The organism is Pseudomonas cremoricolorata (assembly GCF_000759535.1).
Lineage (GTDB): Bacteria > Pseudomonadota > Gammaproteobacteria > Pseudomonadales > Pseudomonadaceae > Aquipseudomonas > Aquipseudomonas cremoricolorata_A.
The window spans coordinates 998,395-1,019,682 of record NZ_CP009455.1; the positions used below are offsets into that span (position 1 = coordinate 998,395).

Below are 21,288 nucleotides of genomic sequence, written 5' to 3' on the forward strand. Positions count from 1 at the left end.
ACTACAAGGACTTGCCCATGAAAGCGTTCGGCAAAATCCTGGGACTGGGGCTTCTCGGGTTGCTGCTGATCATCGTGGCGCTGGGCTTCGCCCTGACCCACCTGTTCGATCCCAACGACTACAAGGACGAAATTCGCCAGCTGGCCCGGGACAAGGCGCACATCGAGCTGACCCTCAACGGCGATATCGGCTGGAGCCTGTTCCCCTGGCTGGGCCTTGAGCTGCACGACGCCAGCATCGCCACCCTGAACGCACCGAAAGCACCGTTCGCCGACCTGCAGATGCTCGGCCTGTCGGTGCGCGTGCTGCCGCTGCTGCGCAAGGAAGTGCAGATGAGCGACGTGCGCGTCGAGGGCCTGAACCTGACCCTGACCCGCGATGCCGACGGCCATGGCAACTGGGAAGACTTCGGCAAGCCGCTGCCGAGCGATCAAACGGACGCCAGCACCACGCCCGGCGACTCGAACGCCGGCAAGCCCGAAACTTCTGGCACCGAAGACGGCAACGAGCGTCCGGTGAAACTGGATATCGACAGCCTCACGGTGAACAACGCCCGCGTGCAGTACAGCGACGCCAAGAGCGGCCAGACCCTCAACGCCGAGAGCATTCAACTGAGCACCGGTGCCGTGCACCAGGGCGCGACCATCCCACTCAAGGCGAGCGGCTTCGTCAGCATCGGCCAGCCGAACCTGAAAGTGCGCAGCGAACTGGCCGGCGACCTGCGCTTCGACCGCCAGGCCAAGCGCTACAACCTCGATGACATGCGCCTGTCGGGTGAGGCCTCGGGCGAACCGCTGGGTGGCAAGACCCTGACCTACGCCGCTCAAGGCCAGGTCATGGTCGATCTGGCGAAGAACGTCGCCGAATGGACGGGCCTTAAGATTTCCGCCAACCAGCTGCGCGCCCTGGGCGAGCTGAGCGCACGGGATCTGCACAGCACACCGCAGGTGTCTGGCGGGCTGTCCATCGCCCAATTCGACCTGCGCACCTTCCTCGACGGTATCGGCCACCCGCTGCCGGCCACTGCCGACCCTGCGGTGTTCGCCAAGCTGGAAGTGGTCAGCCGTCTGCAGGCCAGTCCGAGCAGCCTGAGCCTGGACGATCTGACGATCAAACTCGACGACAGCACCTTCAGCGGCCGCGTGGCTGTGGAAGACTTCGCCCGCCAGGCCCTGCGCCTGAACCTCAAGGCCGACACCTTCGACGCCGACCGCTACCTGCCGGCCAAGAGCGACGAGGCCAAGGGGGCCAAGGCCGCCCGCCAGGCCGAGGTGAAACAGGAAGAAGACGGCGCGGTGGCTGGCGCCGGCACCACGCCACTGCCCAACGCCCCGAGCCAGGTGGCCTGGAGCAACGACAAACTGCTGCCGGTCGACCGCCTGCGCGCCCTCGACATACAGGCCGAACTGGCCTTCGACGCCCTGACCCTCGACAAACTGCCAATCAAGCAGGCGCAACTGCAAGCCCAGGGCCAAGGCGGCATGCTCACCCTGCAAACCCTGCGCGGCGCGCTGTACAACGGCAGCTTCGAAGCCCGCGGCAACCTCGACGTGCGGCCTGCGGTGCCGCAACTGGGCATCAACACCAAGATCACCCGCGTGCCGGTCGAGCACTTCATCAAGACGCAAAGCCCTGACAAGGCGCCACCGGTCAAAGGCCTGCTGACCCTGAGCAGCGACCTTACCGCCACCGGTAATAGCCAGAAGGCGCTGATCGATACCCTCAACGGCACGGCCAACTTCACCATCAACGACGGTGTGCTGGTCAACGCCAACATCGAACAGCAGCTGTGCCAGGCCATCGCCACCCTCAACCGCAAGCAACTGAGCGGTGAGCCGCGCGGCAAGGACACCCCGTTCCAGGAACTGCACGGCAGCCTGGTGGTGCGCAATGGCGTGGCCAGCAACCCTGACCTGAAAGTGCGCATTCCCGGCCTGACCCTCAACGGCAATGGCGACCTCGACCTACGCGTGCTGGGCATGGATTACCGCGTCGGCGTGATCGTCGAAGGCGACCAGCGCGCCATGCCCGACCCGGCCTGCCAGGTCAACGAGCGCTACGTGGGCGTGGAACTGCCATTGCGCTGCCGCGGCCCGCTGGAGCTGGGCGCCAAGGCCTGCCGCCTCGACCAGGATGGCCTGGGCCAGGTCGCGGCCAAGCTTGCCGGCAACCGCATCAAAGACAAGCTGGACGAAAAACTCGATGAAAAACTGGGAGACAAAGTGAGTCCTGAACTCAAAGACGCGCTCAAGGGGCTGTTCAAGCGATGACCCCCGCGCAGTTCTCCAGCGCCGTGCTGGACTGGTTCGACCGCCACGGTCGGCATGATCTGCCCTGGCAACAGGGCATCAACCCGTACCGGGTATGGGTCTCGGAAATCATGCTGCAGCAGACCCAGGTGAGCACCGTGCTCAATTACTTCGAGCGCTTCATGCAGGCGCTGCCCACCGTGCAGGCGCTGGCCGAGGCGCCCGAAGACGAAGTGCTGCACCTGTGGACCGGGCTGGGTTATTACACCCGTGCGCGCAACCTGCAAAAAGCCGCGAAGATCGTCGTCGAGCAGCACGGCGGCGAATTTCCGCGCAGCGTCGAGCAGCTCACCGAGCTGCCCGGCATCGGTCGCTCCACCGCCGGTGCCATCGCCAGTATCAGCATGAACATCCGCGCGCCGATTCTCGATGGCAACGTCAAGCGCGTGCTGGCCCGCTACACCGCCCAGGCCGGCTACCCCGGCGAGCCGAAGGTGGCCAACGCGCTGTGGGCCACCGCCGAGCGCTACACGCCGATGACCCGGGTCAACCACTACACCCAGGCGATGATGGACCTGGGCGCCACGCTGTGTACCCGCAGCAAGCCCAGTTGCCTGATCTGCCCGCTGCAACGCGGCTGCGAAGCGCACCTGCTCGGCCAGGAAACGCACTACCCCGAACCCAAGCCACGCAAGACCCTGCCCCAGCGACGCACGCTGATGCCGATGCTGGCCAACGAGGACGGCGCCATCCTGCTTTACCGGCGCCCCTCCACGGGCCTGTGGGGCGGTTTGTGGAGCCTGCCGCAGCTGGATGATCTGACCCAGCTCGACGACCTCGCCGCGCAGCACGGCCTGCGCCTGACCGAGCGCCACGCCCTGGACGGCCTGACCCACACCTTCAGCCACTTTCAGCTGGCGATCGAGCCCTGGCTGATCCGCGTCGAGCCGCTGGGTGCCCACGTGGCCGAGGCCGACTGGCTCTGGTATAACCTCGCCACCCCGCCGCGCCTGGGCCTTGCCGCCCCGGTGAAGAAACTGCTCAAACGCGCGGCCGACGAACTGACCGCAGGAGATGCCCCATGACCCGCACCGTGAAGTGCCGCAAGCTCAATCAGGAACTGCCCGGCCTCGACCGCCCGCCCTACCCCGGCGCCAAGGGCCAGGACATCTTCGACAACATCTCGCGTCAGGCCTGGGAAGACTGGCAAAAGCACCAGACCATGCTGATCAACGAAAAGCGCCTGAACATGATGAACGCCGACGACCGCAAGTTCCTGCAAACGGAAATGGACAAGTTCTTCGCCGGCGAAGACTACGCCCAGGCCGAAGGCTACGTTCCGCCCAGCGCGTGACGGAAAAATCGTAAGCGACGGAATTAATTTAAAAAATTTTCAAAAAGTCGTTGACGCAAGGTCTGAAAACCTTTTTAATTCGCCCCGTCGCCCAGATAGCTCAGTCGGTAGAGCAGAGGATTGAAAATCCTCGTGTCGGCGGTTCGACTCCGTCTCTGGGCACCACCTTCAGCTTCTGGTGGTTGCAAAGTTACCCGAAGCGACACAAGAAACCCGCCCAGTGCGGGTTTTTTGTTGTCTGCGATTTACTTGAACACCCGCAGACGCCCGCGCTTCAATACGCCTCTCAGCCCGCCCCCAAGGACTCGCACCCAATGGCCACCAGCAGCAAACAACAGAAACGCGCCAAGCGCGCCGCCAGCAAGGCCAAGCAGAACCGCATGGTGCGCAGCGGCCAGGCGGTCAAAGCCAGCGCCGGAGACAGCGCCAGCGTCGAGCAGGTGTACACCAAGGCCATGGACTCGGGCAGCTATGACGCGCTGTTCGCGAAAATGAAAGAAGCCCAGGAAGGCGGGCTGGTGCCGATGATCTCGGTGTTCCTGGTCGACCCGCTGCTGGCGCTGGTGCTCAAGGGCCACAAGGAAGAGCACGCCACCGACTACATCGTCATGGTCTTCACCGCCTACCGCGACTGGCTCGACGGCACCGACGCCGACACCACCATGGCCTGGCTGGAAAGCGACGAATTCCAGAACGCCTATATCGAAGCCTCCGAAGTGGTGGCGCGTCAGCAGCAACAGCAGAAGCAGTACGGCTGACGCCCGGCTTCACCGCCCAACAAAAAAGGCCGCGCCCCTCACAGGGCGCGGCCTTCGTCATCCAGCTAGCTCAATCAATGATCGAGCACAGCCTTGCCCGCAGCACCACGCTTGCGCTGCACCAGCAAACCAGCCGCCACCACCGCGATGCTCAGCAGCGCCGTAGCGAGGATTTCTACGCGGTGATCTTCGCGCAGCGCCATCACCGTCAACACCGCGATGATGAAACCGATGGTCAGCCAGGTCAGACCCGGGAACAGCCACATCTTGAAGGCGATCTGCTCACCGCGGGCCTCACGCTGGCTGCGCATGCGCAGTTGCGAAACCGCGATCACCAGGTACACCAACAGGGCGATGGCGCCAGAGCTTGCCAGCAGGAACTCGAACACCGCAGCCGGGGCGACGAAGTTGGCGAACACGGTGAGGAACGCCGCAGCGGTCGACAGCAGCACGGCCCAGTACGGCGTACCGGCCTTGGAGGTGCGCTGCGCCACTGCCGGGGCATCACCGCGCTTGCTCAGCGAGAACAGCATGCGCGACGAGGTGTACAGCGCCGAGTTCAGGCAGCTGGTAACCGCGATCAACACCACGATGTCGACGATCAGCTTGGCGTTCGGTACACCGATACGCGCCAGCACGGTCTGGTAGGAACCGATTTCCGCCAGCGCCGGGTCGTTCCACGGCACCAGGGCCACGACCAGGAAGATCGACACCAGGTAGAACAGGCAGATCCGCCAGATCACCGAATTGGTAGCGCGGGTGATCTGCTTGCCTGGGTCTTTCGATTCCGCCGCCGCGATGGTGACGATTTCCGTGCCCATGAACGAGAACATGGTGGTCAGCATCGCCGCCAGCACCGCGCCCAAACCATTGGGCATGAAGCCCTGGGTGTCGAACAGGTGGCTGGCACCGCTGACCTGGCTGCCCGGCACCAGGCCGAACATGGCCACGCAGGCCACGACGATGAAGGCGATGATCGCCAGCACCTTGAGCAGCGCGAACCAGAACTCGAACTCACCGTAGTTCTTCACGCTGAACAGGTTGGTGCCGGTCAGCGCCAGGGTGATCAACAGGGAAAACGCCCACAGATCGACGGCCGGGAACCAGGCATGCAGGATCGCCGCAGCCGCGTTGGCCTCGAGCGGAATCACCAGTACCCAGAACCACCAGTACAGCCAGCCGATGGTAAAGCCCGCCCAACGACCAATGGCGCGGTCGGCATAGGTGGAGAACGACCCGGTGTCAGGCGAGGCGATGGCCATCTCGCCGAGCATACGCATCACCAGAATCACCAGCGTGCCGGCGGCGGCATAGGCCAGCAGCACCGCCGGTCCAGCGGCGGCGATGGCGTGGCCTGAGCCAACGAACAGGCCGGCACCGATGACGCCAGCGATGGACAGCATGGTGACATGCCGTTGTTTGAGCCCCTGAGCGAGGTCATTGGAATTGTGCTTACCGCTCATAAACCTACCTTTGTAAGGAGTGGACCAACTCGAACCCCATGAACGTCATGCGTTCTGCGATGTTTAGCCGCAAGCGGGTCCGGTGTGGTGCATAGGGCAATAAGCGGGCCAGATGAGAATGGGCGCATCATGAAACATCTGGAAATCAATGCCGACGCGGGGTGCCGGCCTTCGGCCACGGACTGACCGAAAGGTCATTAAATCCCTGCGATTTCGCTGGATTACAGAAATACTCACTTACATGTGTCCCGAGGGTGCGTCCAGATAACACCGCGCACGAAAATAGGGCATAAAAGGAGCAACCGTAAGTTGCACCTATTTCAGCCAAGCTCTGCAACCTTGGTAGCACCTGGGCATAAACGGCTTCCCTCGGCGGGGTAAAACTGGCACCATCGCGCCTTTTTTTCATCAAGGCTCAGGCGCCGGCCGCCCCCATGCGGTCATCCTCGCGACAGTCCACTGCATCGATGCGACAAACTGTCCCGGCAACGCGCCATGTCCCCTGCATCCTGGTTGGCTGTCATAGCGCCACATGCTAGCGTTGCGCAGGCCCGGAAGGCCGCCAAACAGCTGGGAATGCACCCGAATACATGAGGACCGCACATGGCTCAGGCCACGCCCGCGCTGGAAATCCGCAATTTGCACAAACGCTACGGTGAGCAAGAGATCCTCAAAGGCATCTCGCTGACCGCCCGCGATGGCGACGTGATCTCGATTCTCGGCTCGTCCGGTTCCGGCAAGTCGACGCTGCTACGCTGCATCAACCTGCTCGAGCACCCGCACAAGGGTGAAATCCTCCTGGCCGGTGAATCGCTCAAGCTCAAGCCCGCCAAGAACGGCGATCTGATCGCCGCCGACAACCGCCAGATCAACCGTCTGCGCAGCGAAATCGGCTTCGTCTTCCAGAATTTCAACCTGTGGCCGCACATGTCGGTGCTCGACAACATCATCGAGGCACCGCGCCGCGTGCTCGGCCAGAGCAAGGCTGAAGCCATCGAAGCCGCCGAAGCCCTGCTCAACAAGGTCGGCATCTACGACAAGCGCCACGCCTACCCGGCGCAGCTCTCCGGTGGCCAGCAGCAGCGCGCCGCCATCGCCCGCACCCTGGCGATGAAGCCCAAAGTCATCCTGTTCGATGAACCGACTTCGGCGCTCGACCCGGAAATGGTCCAGGAAGTGCTTAATGTCATCCGCGCCCTGGCCGAGGAAGGCCGCACCATGCTGCTGGTGACCCACGAAATGAATTTTGCCCGCCAGGTGTCCAGCGAAGTGATCTTCCTGCACCAGGGCCTGGTAGAAGAGCAAGGATCGCCGCAGCAGGTCTTCGAAAACCCGACCTCGGCGCGTTGCAAGCAATTCATGTCCAGCCACCGCTAACGGAGCAACACATGCAGACCTACAAGAAATTCCTCCTGGCAGCTGCCGCCACGCTGGTCTTCTCCGCCAACGCCCTGGCCGCAGAAAAACTGCGCATGGGTATCGAAGCGGCCTACCCGCCGTTCAACAACAAGGACGCCAGCGGCAACGTGGTGGGCTTCGACAAGGACATCGGCGACGCCCTGTGCGCCAAGATGAAGGTCGAGTGCTCGGTCGTCACCTCCGACTGGGACGGCATCATCCCGGCCCTGAACGCCAAGAAGTTCGACTTCCTGGTGTCGTCGCTGTCGATCACCGACGAGCGCAAGCAGGCGGTCGACTTCACCGACCCCTACTACTCCAACAAGCTGCAGTTCATCGCCAAGAAAGGCACCGAGTTCAAGACCGACAAAGACTCGCTCAAAGGCAAGGTGATCGGCACCCAGCGCGCCACCCTGGCCGGTAGCTGGCTGGAAGACCACTACGGCAGCGATGTCGACGTGAAGCTCTATGACACCCAGGAAAACGCCTACCTTGACCTGGTCGCCGGGCGCATCGACGGCATCCTCGCCGACAAGTACGTGCAGTACGAGTGGCTCAAGAGCAAGGAAGGCCAGGACTTCGAGTTCAAGGGCGAACCTGTCGAGGAAAGCGACAAGATCGGCATCGCCGTGCGCAAGGGTGACGACAAACTGCGCAACGACCTGAACGCCGCGCTGAAGGAAATCAAGGCCGACGGCACCTACAAGAAGATCAACGACAAGTACTTCCCGTTCAGCATCGAATGATCCGCCCCGACTTGCGCGCCTGAGGGCGCGCAGGTTCCTGGAACGCACCTGCCCATGACTATCGACCTCCACGGATTCGGCCCGGCGCTGCTCGCCGGCATGCTGATGACCGTCAAACTCGCGCTGTGCGCGCTGCTGCTGGGCCTGGTGCTCGGGCTGCTCGGCGCACTGGCCAAGACCTCGCCGAACAAGCCTCTGCAATGGCTGGGCGGCACCTATTCGACCCTGGTTCGCGGCGTGCCCGAACTGCTCTGGGTGCTGCTGATCTACTTCGGCACCGTCAACCTGGTCAACCGCCTCGGCGAAGCCCTGAACATCCCGGGTCTCGAGCTGAGCGCCTTCGCCGCCGGGGTCATCGCCCTGGGGCTGTGCTTCGGCGCCTACGCCACCGAGGTGTTCCGCGGCGCCATTCTGGCGATTCCCAAAGGCCACCGCGAAGCGGGCCTGGCGCTGGGGCTGTCGCGCGGGCGCATTCTTTCGCGGATCATCCTGCCGCAGATGTGGCGCATCGCCCTGCCGGGCCTGGGCAACCTGTTCATGATTCTGATGAAGGACACCGCCCTGGTGTCGGTGATCGGCCTCGAGGAAATCATGCGCCACGCGCAGATCGGCGTGACCGTGACCAAGCAACCGTTCACCTTCTACATGGTCGCCGCCATCATGTACCTGGCCCTGACCGTGATCGCCATGACCGGCATGTACTTTCTGGAACGACGCGCCGCACGCGGCTTCGTGAGGGCCGGGGAATGAACTGGGACGTCATCATCAAGTACCTGCCGCGGCTCGCCGACGGCGCCATCCTCACCCTGGAGCTGGTAGCCATCGCGGTGATCGCCGGGCTGATTCTGGCGATCCCCATGGGCATCGCCCGCGCCTCGCGCAACCCCTGGCTGCGCGCCGTGCCCTATGGCTACATCTTCTTCTTCCGGGGCACGCCGCTGCTGGTGCAGCTGTTTCTGGTGTACTACGGCCTGGCCCAGTTCGATGCCGTGCGCAACAGCAGCCTGTGGCCGTACCTGCGCGATCCGTTCTGGTGCACCGTGCTGACCATGACCCTGCACACCGCCGCCTACATCGCCGAGATCCTGCGCGGCGCCCTGCAAGCCATCCCCCGTGGCGAAGTGGAAGCGGCGCGGGCGCTGGGCATGTCCAAGGGCAAGGCGCTGTACTACATCCTGCTGCCGCGCGCCGCACGTATCGGCCTGCCGGCCTACAGCAACGAAGTGATCCTGATGCTCAAGGCCAGCGCCCTGGCCAGCACCGTGACCCTGCTGGAGCTCACCGGCATGGCCCGCACGATCATCGCCCGCACCTACCTGCCCGTGGAAATCTTCTTCGCCGCCGGCGTGTTCTACCTGCTGATCTCGTTTGTGCTGGTGCAAGGCTTCAAACTGCTGGAACGCTGGTTGCGGGTGGATGCGTGTCAGGGCCGCTAAGGCGGTACGTCTTCTCCTTATAGCAGCGCGTCTTACTCGCGAAGGGCCGCACCGCGGCCCCTTACCCCTGATAACGCTGACCAGCCGATGACTCACCAAGAACCCCTCCAAGGCCCCCACCTCCTGACCCGCTTCCAGGCCCTGGACCACTTCCTCACCCACCACCAACCCCTCTGGCGCCCCCGCCCCTTCCACCACCTGCACCTGCCCTGGGAAACCGACCACCCAGCGCTGTCCACCTGGCTGCGCCAACAAACCCTGGAACAGGCAGAAGCCGCCGAGCACAGCGACGAAGCCCAGGCCCCACCCGAGCCCTTCCCCACCTGGGCCACCCAGGCCCAACATCTGGCCCACACCCAGGAACTGCCCACCATCGACCTGCACCCCGCCGCCCGACGCCTCGACGTCAACGTCCCCGGCCGCAAGTGGCAGCAGATCGAAGCCTTCGGCCGCCGCCTCGACTTCCAGGCCCCGCCCCGGCACTGGATCGACTGGTGCGCCGGCAAAGGCCACCTCGGCCGCCGCCTGCTGCAACCCGGCCAGCAACTGACCTGCCTGGAATACGACCCCGCCCTGGTCGACGCCGGCGCCGCCCTCAGCCAGCATCACCACCTGCCAGCCCAGCACCTGTGCCAGGACGTGCTGGAAAGCGACTGCGAGCGCCACCTCGATGCTCACAGCAGCGTGGTCGCCCTGCACGCCTGCGGCGACCTGCACGCACGCCTGCTGCAGCTGGCCAGCAGCAAAGCCTGCGCGCACATCGCCCTCGCCCCCTGCTGCTACAACCGCATTGCCGGCCAGCACTATCAGCCACTCTCGGCCGCCGCCAAGGCAAGCCCCTTGCGGTTGTCACTCGACGACCTCGGCCTGCCACTGAGCGAAACCGTCACCGCCAGCGCCCGCACCCGCCGCCAGCGCGACCTGTCGATGAGCCGCCGCCTGGCCTTCGACCTGCTGCAACGCCAACAACGGCACACCGACGACTACCTGCCCACGCCTTCGCTGCCCGTCGACTGGCTGCACAAACCCTTCGCCGACTACTGCCAGGACCTCGCCACCCTCAAAGGCCTGACCCTCAGCGGCACCCTCGACTGGAGCGAGTGGGAAGCCCGCGGCTGGCAGCGCCTGGCCGAAGTGCGCAACCTCGAACGGGTACGCAACCTGTTCCGCCGCCCACTGGAACTGTGGCTGGTGTTGGACCGAGCACTGTTCCTCCAGCAACACGACTACGACGTGCGCCTTGGACATTTCTGCGAACACACACTGACTCCACGCAACCTACTGTTGCTGGCCGAACACAACAGTGGAAAACCCTGTGGATAAGTCTGTGAACAAGCTTGTGATGAAATGCGCCAGACGTCCCTGAAATGCCGCCCTTGAGCCCCCTAGCACCCCTTCAGGCAAATGCGCAAGCCAGCAAAATCAGGCATTTGCAGCAAGCCTCCACACCGCGACCAACGGTCGCGCCTGTGCGTAAGGTTGGCATGCCCGTTGTGCATAACGACTTTGCGCAATAGCACTAAAGCATCGTATAGGCGGCCAAAATACCCCCGGAAAATACACAAATAGCCTCACACTTTGGCACGCCAGCGCTTCAGCCCAACCCTCACACCCGGTAGAATCCCCGCCCCGCCCAGCACCGCTCACAAGACCCGAACATGACCACCGTCCATCGCCTGACCCTGCTCCTCTGCGCCGCCCTGCTCACCGCCTGCAGCCACAGCCCAAGCACCTCATCCAGCAGCTGGCCAATCCCAGCCATGGAACTGGGCAGCGAACGCGGTCTGCCCATGGGCACCAGCCCCTGCCCAGCCAGCGGCTGCAGCCAGCAAAGCGTCTTCTTCAAGACCGCCCAGCACCAACCCGGCAACCCCCGCACCTACCGCGGCTGGTAAGGAAATTCTCCTTTCGTCACGGGGATTTAGCTTTATCGCAGGCTAAAGCAACTAAGAGGTTTACAGCCGCCCCGCGATAGCTATAATGACGCCCCATTGCCGGTATAGCTCAGCTGGTAGAGCAACTGACTTGTAATCAGTAGGTCCCGGGTTCGATTCCTGGTGCCGGCACCATACGCAGTACTCAAGAGGCTCACCGGAAGGTGGGCCTTTTTTGTGTGTGCCGTATTCTGCCCAGCTTCATCGACTCATCACGGAACGGATAAGCCCTATGCTACGGAAAGCCAGCAAACGATTGTTCCTCTTCGCGTCCATCGCCCTCTCCCTCAGCCTGTTGAGCGGTTGCTACGCCTCACGCTACTACGGCAAAACCCCACCCGATCCGGGCAAGGCCATCATCGTCGGCGCGATCACCGAAGCCTTCCTCAGCCAGCCCCACGGCCTGATAGTCGACATCGAACAGCAAGGCGAGCCAGAGACGCACCTGCGCCTGACCACCTTGGCCAACGAAGACGACCAGCCCTCGCCCAACTTGCTGGGCCACCTCTACATGTATGAAGTACCGCCCGGAAACTACGCGTTCACCACCTGGAAGTACGAGTATTTCGCCGGCCACTCCATGGCACGGGCAACACCCGTGGTCTTCACCGTGCAGGCCGGAGAAGTCGCCTACATCGGAGACCAACGCGCCGACGACCTCAACCTCTGCCTGTCCAATCTAGACAAGGCCGAAGGCACCTTGCAGGCGCTCAAGCGCAAGTATCCCGTACTCAATGGCCGCACGATCGTCAACCTGACCGACAAAACCGCGTTCCAGGACTGGCCAAGCTCGGACGCCAAAGACAACGGTAAAGGCCTCTGCGCCTTCTGGGCCAGCCTGCCCGCTGCTCCATCGAAGCAGTAACCACCCCGCTTCAACGCGCGCAAGGAATCACCCCCATGAAACGCCCCGCCGTACTCTGGCTATCCCTGCTAACAATCCTCACCCTGCTGACCGCCTGCACCAGCGGCCCCGACCTCAAAGGCCAACCCTTCTTCACCCCCCCAGCAGAATCCAGCCCCAACCAAGCCACCCTCTACTTCTACCGCACCGCCGCCAGCATCGGCGCCGGAGTTGCGCCAACCATCAAGATCGACGGCACCGCCGTCAGCAGCTTGCCATCCGGTGGCTACTTCAAAGTCACCCTTCCCGCCGGCACACACACCATCGAATCGACTTCACCACCGTTTATTAGCGGCAAAGTGAGCAAACGATTCGACCTCGCGGTGGAGAACGGGAAGGTGTATTTCATTGCCGATCAGGTTAGCGATTCCGACTTTAAGGACGGGCAGACCTTGGATGGGGTGGACGAGGCCAGCTTTGGGCTTATGCCGTTTTACTTCAGGTATGCGCTGGTGCCGACGGAAGAGGCGTTGCGGGCGATTAAGTGGTGTCAGCGGGTGCCGGTTGGGGGGAAGTGATGGTGTGGGGTTGATCTGAACAGACGCCCCAGCTTAAGTGATGCGCACCGGTTGCCGAGAGGCGTCCTGACGCGCCGATATGAGGGTTCTTGTGAGCGCTGAGCAGTGATCGTCGCTATCACTTGGCCTTCGCCACGCATAGGGCGCTCAAGGCGCGATGTCAAATGCTTAATGGCATCTTCGGCATGGATCCTGTGCTCAGCTGCCAACTACTTTGGTTATTGAGCATGTCCACGATATGCGATATGCGATATGAACCACTTGCTAGCCGGCACCCCGACCAGCTCGCATAGCGCGCGGCAATGTCCCTCTACGCCACGACGAATGCGTTTCTAAGAGCGTTCGCTAAGCACTGGCATCGATAAAATCATTGGACATGGCAGAAACCACATTATGTATTTTCTGGATACGAAAATACAGTACTGTACCGTTTACACGCTTTAACGAAAAATGACAACCGAACTTATTAAGCCATTACTTAGTAAAATACTTGTCTACCAGATGCACACCCATACTTAGTTACTATTGCCTGACGCGACCTCATAGCCCCAGGCACAGCTTTGATTTAGAAACTCAATCTAGACTTGTAACATTTTCATCTCCAAACCAAACCTTCGCCTTCTGAATAACGGCTTCAGATGGCGAATGATAAAACAATGCTAAATTTGACTTCGCACGGGTGCAACAAACATACAGAATTTTTCGCGTACGGCTTACCACACTCTCTTTATCCGCACGATCAGTGAACAGATAGTCAAAATTATAGGAATTCCACCGACCATTATTGAGAACAACTAGAACATCGGAAAACTCTCTACCTTTGGTTTTATGCTGAGTAGAAAAGGGTGTAAACCCCTCAAGATATTCAAATAGCTTTTGAAATTGTGCAAATGGAAGCGCGGCAACTTGATTATAAATATAGCGTTTTGATTCAACAAATAACTTAAGACGATCATCAATTCTAACGATTCCCCCAGCATTAGCTTCATCGATGACTTGCTGGACCGTTTTGCCGTCGACCCTAGATAACCTTACAATCTCCTCTTTCAACCTAACTTTATCTTTTTTCGACGTAATGGCATGCTCAGTTATCCGAACAAACTCGTTGAATCTCCCCTCCAAGTACAACTGAACATTGTTTTGTATTTTAAATAAATGCTTTATAAGATCATCTCTGTTACCACCGCCACGCCCCAACTCCCCTCTATCTGATTTCTGATCATCTATTAGCTGGTCCTTATTCACATATAGAGAAGCAAGCTCAGTATATTGGTAGCCCAGCGCTTCATCATATACGGCTCGATGCTCCGCGATATAATCCGCCATGCCATCAGTGGGCTCAATGTTTTTTAAGGTTTTACCTACCTTCCCACTCTTCAAACCGACTAAAACTTCTCCAAATGTTTTCCCATCACAGATGAAATCAGGCTCACTCCTCTTAATATAGTTTTTTACTCTACGGACATACTCTAAAATCTTGTCACCATCATAAATTCTCATTAACTCACTGAAGCCTGCCTTTGCAGCGATTAGGTTATGGGTAAGATTCAGCTCTTTCGCGCTTGAAGGTTCGGAAAAGTCCCAGCCAAGAAATCTCTTTACAACATTAACATCATCATTCGAAGAGTATATAAACTGTATGCATCCGTTCTTTACACTTCCGTCCTCGGCCATATTGGGAGCATTCAAGTCTTTAGAAGGAACTTGAAAAATCCCATCATTTCTAAGTTTGTTTGCCAAATCGATTATATTTTTTGGGTTCCTCCTGTTTTCTTCTTTCTTTATTTCCCTTACCTGCCCAACACCCTCCCCTTTGTATAAATCTAAATCCCCTATACCTTCCTCATAAATTGCTTGCATTGCATCGCCGAAAAACCCAACAACATTTGGGCATCCGACTCTAGTCAGCTGTGTGAGAAGTATGTCCACAACCTCAGCCTGAGTGTCCTGATATTCATCCACAAGAATATATGGATAGCAATCTTTCAGAATTCTACATAATTTGTCATATCGTTTAAACATCTCATTAGCAAGAACGATAACCTCACTATGAGAAATAATCCCCTCCCTAAATTTTACGTACTCCTTATACCTAACATCCCCATCAATTTCAGCCAAGCTTGTCGGTTCGCCGTTAGCATCCAAAATTTTGAAATTTGATATATCACTGTCATTAATCAGCGATAACAGAACTTCTTTTAGCTCAATTTGGAAGTGCTTAATTACTCCCCAAAGAAAGTCATGTATCGTAGAAACGTGTAGATTTGGATGACTGGCTCTACTCTCAATCTCCCGGACCGCCGCGTTGGTGTAGGTTATACACGCTACGCGCGCTAAAGGCTTGAGGGTAACCAAGCTCGTTATAACCTCTACCAAAGAATATGTTTTTCCACTTCCAGCACCACCACTCAGTAAAAAACTCTTGCCCTCATTGATAGCATCTAAAATCTTTCTAGTCTCTTCACTAACGCCCTCTAAATTTTTCATTTGCGCAACCATTCCAACCCCTCCTGGATATAGTGAGGTGTTTTCCAATTGGAAAATTCAGATTTATCATCCGGTATACTATTAAGCAAAATCTCAATCGCTAACGAAGGCTTTTTGCCAACTGCCTTCTCTGCAAATTCGAATGCACAGCACTCGTTATTTACGTATTTATTAAACCACTTAGGCGTTAGAGAGGGAAACTTCTCGTGGTCCGTTCCAAGGAGTGCTTTGTTAATTGAAAAAAAAGCATCCTCGAAGCTTCTTCCATGATAGCCGTTATCTTCAGTTTGATATGCCAAGAAAACAGACCCAGCGACATCAACTTTCCACTCACCTCCGACTTTAGATAAAGCCTTACTTTCAGCACCAAGTGAAGTAAAGTAGCCCAAGTCCTCTCTAACCTTGCCGTGATAAAATATCAACGATCCATTCGCTGTGTGGTCTGCCGCAGGGTCATCAGGACGACATTTTCTGGTCTCTATTTTTTGATTACCATTTTTATACCGTTGCGGAGTAACCCCATCCCTTTCAAAAAGTAGCTCTTTAATGCCGCTATCTATGTCGGTCAGGACTAGAGCTTTAATGCCAATGAAATGAATAAACTTCTCAAAAATCTGCGCATGCGCTCCTACCTCCACAATCGAGACATTCTGAGAAAGTAGCGGCATGACACCAGTATCTGGGAACTCTTTATCAAGTTTTCGCATCATTGCTGGCAAAAGAATCTTTTCAGTGTCACCCTCAACCAGTATTGCTTTGTCAGCAAAAAACAGCTCAGCACGATTCAATGTAAGATATTGCTTGAGAAATCTATAGCAAAGTTCACCTTGAGCATTATCATCCGCACCATCAGACGAATACTCAGACTTGAGAGACTTGAGATTTTTTGCGTCTACGCTGTTAGAAAAAGGCGACTTTCTCAAATACTTAATATCATCAAAATCACACTCCGCCACTATATGAGAAGAATGCGTACTTATAATCGTTTGAAGATGAATTTCTATACCATCCTCTCTCACCCTACTTTCTTCTAACAACGACTTAATATTCTTAATAAAAGTATATTGCATTTGAGGATGCGTATGCGCTTCCGGCTCCTCAATAAAGAGCAAATTAATAGTAGCAGGACTTTCCTTGCTAGGCCGCCTGAAAGAGCTCATCAGCATCTCTATCTCAAAAATCATACTAATTAAGTTCATATACCCGAGACCATTAAAGTGCTCTGGCAGATCATGCGAACCATGGGTATACATTACTGTTGTATTCCCATCCAGCAACTCTCGATGCTGCAAGGTAGATGCAATTTTTATATGCGTCTCCGACAATCTTGAACCCCCAAACTTTGCCACCTTACTCAACAATCCAGAAAACATGTTCTGATAGATTTCACTCAGCTCTGTGTCGGTTGACCGTAACTGCTTCTTGAAACCTTCAACAGCTTCCTGCTGCTCTTGGTTCTCAGATGTCTTTTTATAGATAATTGCAGTCTGAGTGGAAAGTGTCTTATCATTGTCTCTATTCGTAACACTCCGCTTCGCACCGATAGACCTGAATGAGATGACATTAGCCAGGCTAATATTTTCCTTATTTAAATCCGTGAACACTTCCGGATCACTATAGGAAAAGCTTTTTTTCCGAATCTGGTCAAAATAAATGTGCTGGTTTTCTTTAAGGAACAAACTAGGGTCGTTGTCATATTTGTCTTTTATAGCACTGAAGTCATTCCGCATTGCCGTCAACTGGGAGTAGCTAATCAAATACTCAAATCCGAGCACAATATGATTGTCATCAGGATCCAAACTCATTATCAACTGACTTACCGCTGACAAATCATCTAAATCATCATACTCAATGCACAACTTTAAAGTTATACCTAAGGGTAAATAGTCACTCTCCAAACCTATGGGCTTGACTCCGCTAACCAAGTCACTTAGAGCTGCTTTTAGATCAACGTTAAAATCGTCAAAAACTATTTTATTCTTATCAGATGAGTTTATAAATTTTTCTAATGCGGAAAGCAGCGAAGTTTTTCCGCTATTGTTTTTACCCAGCACCAGAGAAAGATTACTCTCAAGATCAAGAGAAAAATTCTTCAACAAACGAAAATTGCCGACTTCAATCCTTACTATTTTCATAACCAACCTTAAATTAGAAAAATACTACATTGCATTTATATACCAGACGCATCTCATCCTTGGCATAGAAAGACCGATAGTTAATCAACAAAAGTATATCTATCGGCGTGCCTCGTGCTGATATGAATTAGCTTAAGCGTTTAAGCGGCTTCTCTGCATTCATGCTAACCAAACCTATTGCTGCCAAGTTTTGTAAAAACCACGGGTGCTGGCCACTTGCCAGACAGTAACTAAAGCTTGGGGCAGTCGGCAAGAGGCTTCAACACGGACAGCGGGGATCACACTCGTAAATACGGAGGCTGTAGTGGATAGCAGGATAGATATGTAGAGACAGCTTTTTATTAATTGCTAAAACACCAATAAAAACATGTAGTTAGAGAAGATCTTGAGTCTTGGGGCCGCGACCCACACAAGCACAGCCCCTCTCGCCCGATACATCCGGTCCCGCCCCCTCCCACTTCCCACATCCCTTTCCGAAACATCTGACTCTTACCCCATATCAATCCCCCGTCCTAGGAAATACCCTACACCCCCTGTCGATCCGCGTCTGATTGCGCTGGGAAATCCACCCTCCTACCCTCGCTGGGTCGCTGAAAACTTCAGTGATCGGGGTGTGGAAACCTTGGCAATCATCGATCGACCTGCCGTTATGGCAGCTGTGCGCGGGAGGCCTTTGGCCTACCGGGTTTCTCGATGTCCGGTTTTCCACCCCGCGTACAGCTGCCACCCTTCGTGTGGAAACGATGGTTGGTAGCTTTCATTACCTCATCGAGCCTACTTATGAAAAAGATCGTCCCAGATCCACCGCACCTGACCCTGATCCAGACCTCATCCCTACCCGCCGACCTCATCCCACCCGACGCGCTCGCCGTCGCCAACGACCTTCTCCTCTCCATTCACCAAGCGCTCAACGACTACTGCCACACCCACCCTACCGCTCCTGCCCTGAATAAGCTGCGAAACGCAGCCCACAGCGCCAACACCGCAAGCGCCCTCATCACCCACGCGCTCACCGGCATGTGATACGGCCATGGAGGGAGGTTCAGCCATGAACGAAAAACACCAACCAAACGTAACCGTCGGCATCCAACCTTTCTGCGAACTCGACGAAAACCCAGCGCATCTGTTCCGGGTCATGCCCGGCATTCCCTTCGAACAGGCGTACGAGCAGGTCTCGGTGCTGCTGGGCTATATCCGCCATCTGCTTCATGAGGGGGATCTGGCGGATGATCATAAGTTGCTGGGGGCTGCGGGCTACTTGAGCAGCTTGGCCAAGGCGGTCATGGATGACATCGAGGTTGCCCGAGCAGGCCACCCTTAAGGCTCACGAGCCCCTACTAAAATAGGGGCATTTCACCATCTAAGGCATCACTGTCCCCCGGCATCGTTTTACTACCGAAATCCGGCCCTGGCATAATGCCGCTCAGTTAAGCCTTTGAAGGACAGGCTTTTCGACCAATTCGATCGCTTCAATAACAGCACAGGAATGGACTCTATGGCTTTTCGGCTGCTAGGCCTCACGGCAATACTTCTAATGACATCGGCTTGTTCGAACCATCAGTACAAGACCTATGTCGGCAGCCTGGACGACCCGGCGATTCAGGTTCTGGATTTATCCGAGGGCGCAGCTAATGCGCCAATTCTCTACTTCGACACGCGGCAGTTCCGAGAGCTAGGCGTGCCCTTTCACCGTCTGCTGCTCGCCGTGCGCGTGGATGGCAAACAGCTCCCTGATGCGGGCAAGCATTCCATTCTCAATTACTCGGGCTACCAGGCACTGCGTCTAGCGCCAGGCGAACACTCGGTGGAGTGGTGCTGGGTGTCGATGAACAAGCTGGGCACGGGCGGTGGCAAGTGCGGCTTTGGTGCTCCGGCTCTCAACTTGGAAGCCGGTAAGCACTATCTTGCGACGTGGTCTTCATCTACCTCGGTCACCGGACTCAGGGGCCGTGAGCAGATGGAGATCAGCGTCTCCTCTTATGTGCTGGAGCAAGGGACTAATAAGCAGGTATTTCCCTGATCACCCGGTAGTCGAATCACTGGCAAACCTTGTTGGCAAAGGCCCAACGCGACACGCGGGTCGAGGCTGGGGTGACGCGGACAGTTCAACTTTCCACAGCGCATTCCAGCATCAATCAATCGGCACCTTTTTATCCCTGATTGGAGATACATCAAAAGGGAGCTGATCTATTAGATTCGCGTGTGCAACTCTCGAGTTAATAGATCTCTCCCCTTTTCCCCGCGATCTGCGCAACGCAGCCCACAGAGCTCACTTTCTCGCTACACACCAACGCGGCCGCAGAACGGTCGAGGTCGTTTGCGGGAGTCGCGGCTGTCACGGGGTAGCCGCTATGCTTGGCGAAGTCCTGAAGTTGGGCGGTCTAGCGGCGAGACGTGCGTATGAAGTGTTTTCCTCAGTCAAGTCGTTGGATGCGCTGGGGCCTGCCGGCGCTGGCGTCGGGTGTGTTCTTTGCCGTTGCGTGGGGTCTGTTGCAGCGCTTCGATGAGGATGCGCGGCATATCGAGCGGGTGCGCACCGGTGAGGTGGCGATGTCGTTCGCGGTGTCGGTGGAGAAGGTGCTGGAGCGGGCGCTGACGGCCAATCGCACGTTGGCGGTGATGGTCTATCAGGGCCATGGCGAGGTGCCAGACTTCACGGCGTTGGCGAGTTTTCTGTTGCCGCTGTACAAGGGCGCGTATGCGTTGTCGCTGGCGCCGCAGGGCATCATTCGGCAGATCGAGCCGTTGGATCGCAATCTGCTGGTGCGTGACCACGATCTGCTCGAGGATCTGGACCGCGCCGAGGTGCTCGGCGCGCTCGATCCGGCCGAGACGGTCATTCAGTTTTCCGGGCCGTTCGAGCTGATCCAGGGGCCGATCGGTGGCATCGGCATGCTGCCGGTGTTTCTGCCAGACGCTGAGGGCACGCCGCGTTTCTGGGGGTACACCGTGGTCACGCTGATGCTGCCCGAGGCCCTGGAAGACGCCAACCTGCCGGCCATCGAGGCGCAGGGCTATGCCTATGCGCTGGTCGGTGACGATGCAGAGACGGGTGAGCCGCGGGTGTTGCAGCGCTCGCAGGCGGCGCTGGCCGATGAGCTGTGCCGTGATGTGCAGGTGGGGCAGACGCGCTGGAAGCTGTGCGTGGCGCCGCTCAAGCCGTGGCGCAGTCAGGCCCGGCACTATTTCGAGATCGGCCTGACCTTGCTCGGCAGCGGCCTGATGGGCTGGCTGGTGTATGCGCTGTTGAGCCTGCGCCAGCGCCGCGAAGAACTGCTGCAGCAGGCGTTGATCGACCCGCTGACGGGCCTGGCCAATCGCCGCCTGATGCTGCAGCGACTAACCCAGGCGCAGGAGCGCGCTCGCCGCAAGGGCACGCGCTTCGCTCTGGCATTGCTCGACCTGGATGGTTTCAAGGGGGTCAACGATCGCTTTGGCCATGCCCACGGCGATGAGGTGCTGATCAATACGGCCCAGCGCGTACTGGCCACCATCCGCGTGTCAGACACGCTGGCACGGCTGGGCGGTGATGAGTTCGTGCTGATCATGGAGGACGTCAGCGGGCGCGAGGAGTGCCAGTGGGTGCTCGACCGAATCGTCAGCGCCGTGCGTGAGCCGCACCGCTTCGCCACCGGCACCGCGCAGGTGCAGGCCAGTGTCGGTGTGGTGATCAGCGATGGTGGCGCGGCCAGCGACAGCGACCGCCTGCTGCGTCTGGCCGATGCCGCCATGTACGAGGCCAAGGCGCTGGGCAAGAACCGTTATGTGTTCGCCGAAGACGGCCTGTTGCGCGAGCCGCTCATCACCTCTTGATTGAACGCCGGTAAGCCACTCAGTACTTCCAGATCACCGAACCCATCATTGACTTGATCGGCCTACAGAGCACGCATCAGATGCCCGGTTTTC

The 21,288-nt window shown here is 57.7% G+C and carries 19 protein-coding genes and 2 tRNA genes; 18 read left to right on the forward strand and 3 right to left on the reverse strand.

Features of this window, described 5'->3' with window-relative positions:
- The first annotated feature begins 17 nt into the window (after positions 1-17).
- The 5 genes from LK03_RS04215 to LK03_RS04235 all read left to right on the forward strand — a co-directional run bounded on the left by LK03_RS04215 (position 18) and on the right by LK03_RS04235 (position 4,361).
- The gene (locus tag LK03_RS04215; protein ID WP_038411217.1) at positions 18-2,270 is read left to right on the forward strand and encodes an AsmA family protein; all 2,253 of its coding nucleotides are present in this window, start codon (positions 18-20) and stop codon (positions 2,268-2,270) included.
- On the forward strand, positions 2,267-3,334 hold the full coding sequence (mutY, locus tag LK03_RS04220; protein WP_038411218.1) for an A/G-specific adenine glycosylase: 1,068 nt from the start codon (positions 2,267-2,269) through the stop codon (positions 3,332-3,334). The genes LK03_RS04215 and mutY overlap by 4 nt, the downstream gene beginning before the upstream one ends.
- Entirely contained in the window at positions 3,331-3,603 is a 273-nt protein-coding gene (locus LK03_RS04225; protein ID WP_038411219.1) for an oxidative damage protection protein, read from the forward strand. The genes mutY and LK03_RS04225 overlap by 4 nt, the downstream gene beginning before the upstream one ends.
- A gap of 89 nt (positions 3,604-3,692) precedes the next feature.
- Positions 3,693-3,768, forward strand: a tRNA-Phe gene (locus tag LK03_RS04230).
- A 149-nt stretch (positions 3,769-3,917) separates the two neighbouring features.
- Positions 3,918-4,361 (forward strand): hypothetical protein, encoded by a 444-nt coding sequence (locus LK03_RS04235; RefSeq protein WP_038411220.1) that lies wholly within the window; start codon positions 3,918-3,920, stop codon positions 4,359-4,361.
- Positions 4,362-4,435: 74 nt separating this feature from the next.
- Here the strand turns inward: LK03_RS04235 and gabP are convergent, their stop codons facing one another.
- Positions 4,436-5,824, reverse strand: coding sequence for a GABA permease (gabP, locus tag LK03_RS04240; protein ID WP_038411221.1), 1,389 nt, complete (start codon positions 5,822-5,824; stop codon positions 4,436-4,438).
- A gap of 603 nt (positions 5,825-6,427) precedes the next feature.
- Between gabP and LK03_RS04245 the strand changes: the two genes are divergently transcribed.
- The 9 genes from LK03_RS04245 to LK03_RS04285 all read left to right on the forward strand — a co-directional run bounded on the left by LK03_RS04245 (position 6,428) and on the right by LK03_RS04285 (position 12,760).
- A complete protein-coding gene (locus LK03_RS04245) occupies positions 6,428-7,201 on the forward strand; it encodes an ABC transporter ATP-binding protein (protein WP_028693411.1) in 774 nt (257 codons plus the stop codon).
- A gap of 11 nt (positions 7,202-7,212) precedes the next feature.
- A complete protein-coding gene (locus tag LK03_RS04250) occupies positions 7,213-7,968 on the forward strand; it encodes an ABC transporter substrate-binding protein (protein WP_028693410.1) in 756 nt (251 codons plus the stop codon).
- A gap of 54 nt (positions 7,969-8,022) precedes the next feature.
- Positions 8,023-8,718 carry an ABC transporter permease gene (locus LK03_RS04255; RefSeq protein WP_038411222.1) on the forward strand — a complete coding sequence of 232 codons (696 nt, stop codon included), beginning with the start codon at positions 8,023-8,025 and terminating at the stop codon, positions 8,716-8,718.
- Positions 8,715-9,404, forward strand: a complete 690-nt coding sequence (locus tag LK03_RS04260; protein ID WP_028693569.1) for an ABC transporter permease — start codon at positions 8,715-8,717, stop codon at positions 9,402-9,404. The genes LK03_RS04255 and LK03_RS04260 overlap by 4 nt, the downstream gene beginning before the upstream one ends.
- Positions 9,405-9,491: 87 nt before the next feature.
- Entirely contained in the window at positions 9,492-10,727 is a 1,236-nt protein-coding gene (locus LK03_RS04265) for a methyltransferase (protein ID WP_038411223.1), read from the forward strand.
- 335 nt (positions 10,728-11,062) lie between these two features.
- Positions 11,063-11,299, forward strand: coding sequence for a hypothetical protein (locus LK03_RS04270; RefSeq protein ID WP_038411224.1), 237 nt, complete (start codon positions 11,063-11,065; stop codon positions 11,297-11,299).
- A 98-nt stretch (positions 11,300-11,397) separates the two neighbouring features.
- Positions 11,398-11,473: transfer RNA gene (locus LK03_RS04275), tRNA-Thr, on the forward strand.
- 97 nt (positions 11,474-11,570) lie between these two features.
- The gene (locus LK03_RS04280; RefSeq protein WP_049870421.1) at positions 11,571-12,203 is read left to right on the forward strand and encodes a hypothetical protein; all 633 of its coding nucleotides are present in this window, start codon (positions 11,571-11,573) and stop codon (positions 12,201-12,203) included.
- Between the two features lie 35 nt (positions 12,204-12,238).
- Positions 12,239-12,760 (forward strand): DUF2846 domain-containing protein, encoded by a 522-nt coding sequence (locus LK03_RS04285; RefSeq protein WP_038411225.1) that lies wholly within the window; start codon positions 12,239-12,241, stop codon positions 12,758-12,760.
- 573 nt (positions 12,761-13,333) lie between these two features.
- On the opposite strand, the gene LK03_RS04290 is transcribed toward LK03_RS04285, so the two are convergent.
- Both LK03_RS04290 and LK03_RS04295 read right to left on the reverse strand, forming a co-directional pair.
- The gene (locus LK03_RS04290; protein WP_038411226.1) at positions 13,334-15,259 is read right to left on the reverse strand and encodes a UvrD-helicase domain-containing protein; all 1,926 of its coding nucleotides are present in this window, start codon (positions 15,257-15,259) and stop codon (positions 13,334-13,336) included.
- The gene (locus tag LK03_RS04295) at positions 15,244-17,382 is read right to left on the reverse strand and encodes an ATP-dependent nuclease (protein ID WP_038411227.1); all 2,139 of its coding nucleotides are present in this window, start codon (positions 17,380-17,382) and stop codon (positions 15,244-15,246) included. The genes LK03_RS04290 and LK03_RS04295 overlap by 16 nt, the downstream gene beginning before the upstream one ends.
- Positions 17,383-18,162: 780 nt before the next feature.
- Here LK03_RS04295 and LK03_RS04300 point away from each other — a divergent pair.
- From LK03_RS04300 to LK03_RS04315, 4 genes are all read left to right on the forward strand, one after another.
- A complete protein-coding gene (locus LK03_RS04300) occupies positions 18,163-18,405 on the forward strand; it encodes a hypothetical protein (protein WP_038411228.1) in 243 nt (80 codons plus the stop codon).
- 25 nt (positions 18,406-18,430) lie between these two features.
- Positions 18,431-18,703 (forward strand): DUF3077 domain-containing protein, encoded by a 273-nt coding sequence (locus LK03_RS04305; protein WP_038411229.1) that lies wholly within the window; start codon positions 18,431-18,433, stop codon positions 18,701-18,703.
- A 174-nt stretch (positions 18,704-18,877) separates the two neighbouring features.
- On the forward strand, positions 18,878-19,402 hold the full coding sequence (locus tag LK03_RS04310) for a hypothetical protein (RefSeq protein WP_081951553.1): 525 nt from the start codon (positions 18,878-18,880) through the stop codon (positions 19,400-19,402).
- A 410-nt stretch (positions 19,403-19,812) separates the two neighbouring features.
- The gene (locus LK03_RS04315) at positions 19,813-21,195 is read left to right on the forward strand and encodes a sensor domain-containing diguanylate cyclase (RefSeq protein WP_038411230.1); all 1,383 of its coding nucleotides are present in this window, start codon (positions 19,813-19,815) and stop codon (positions 21,193-21,195) included.
- Positions 21,196-21,288: the final 93 nt, after the last annotated feature.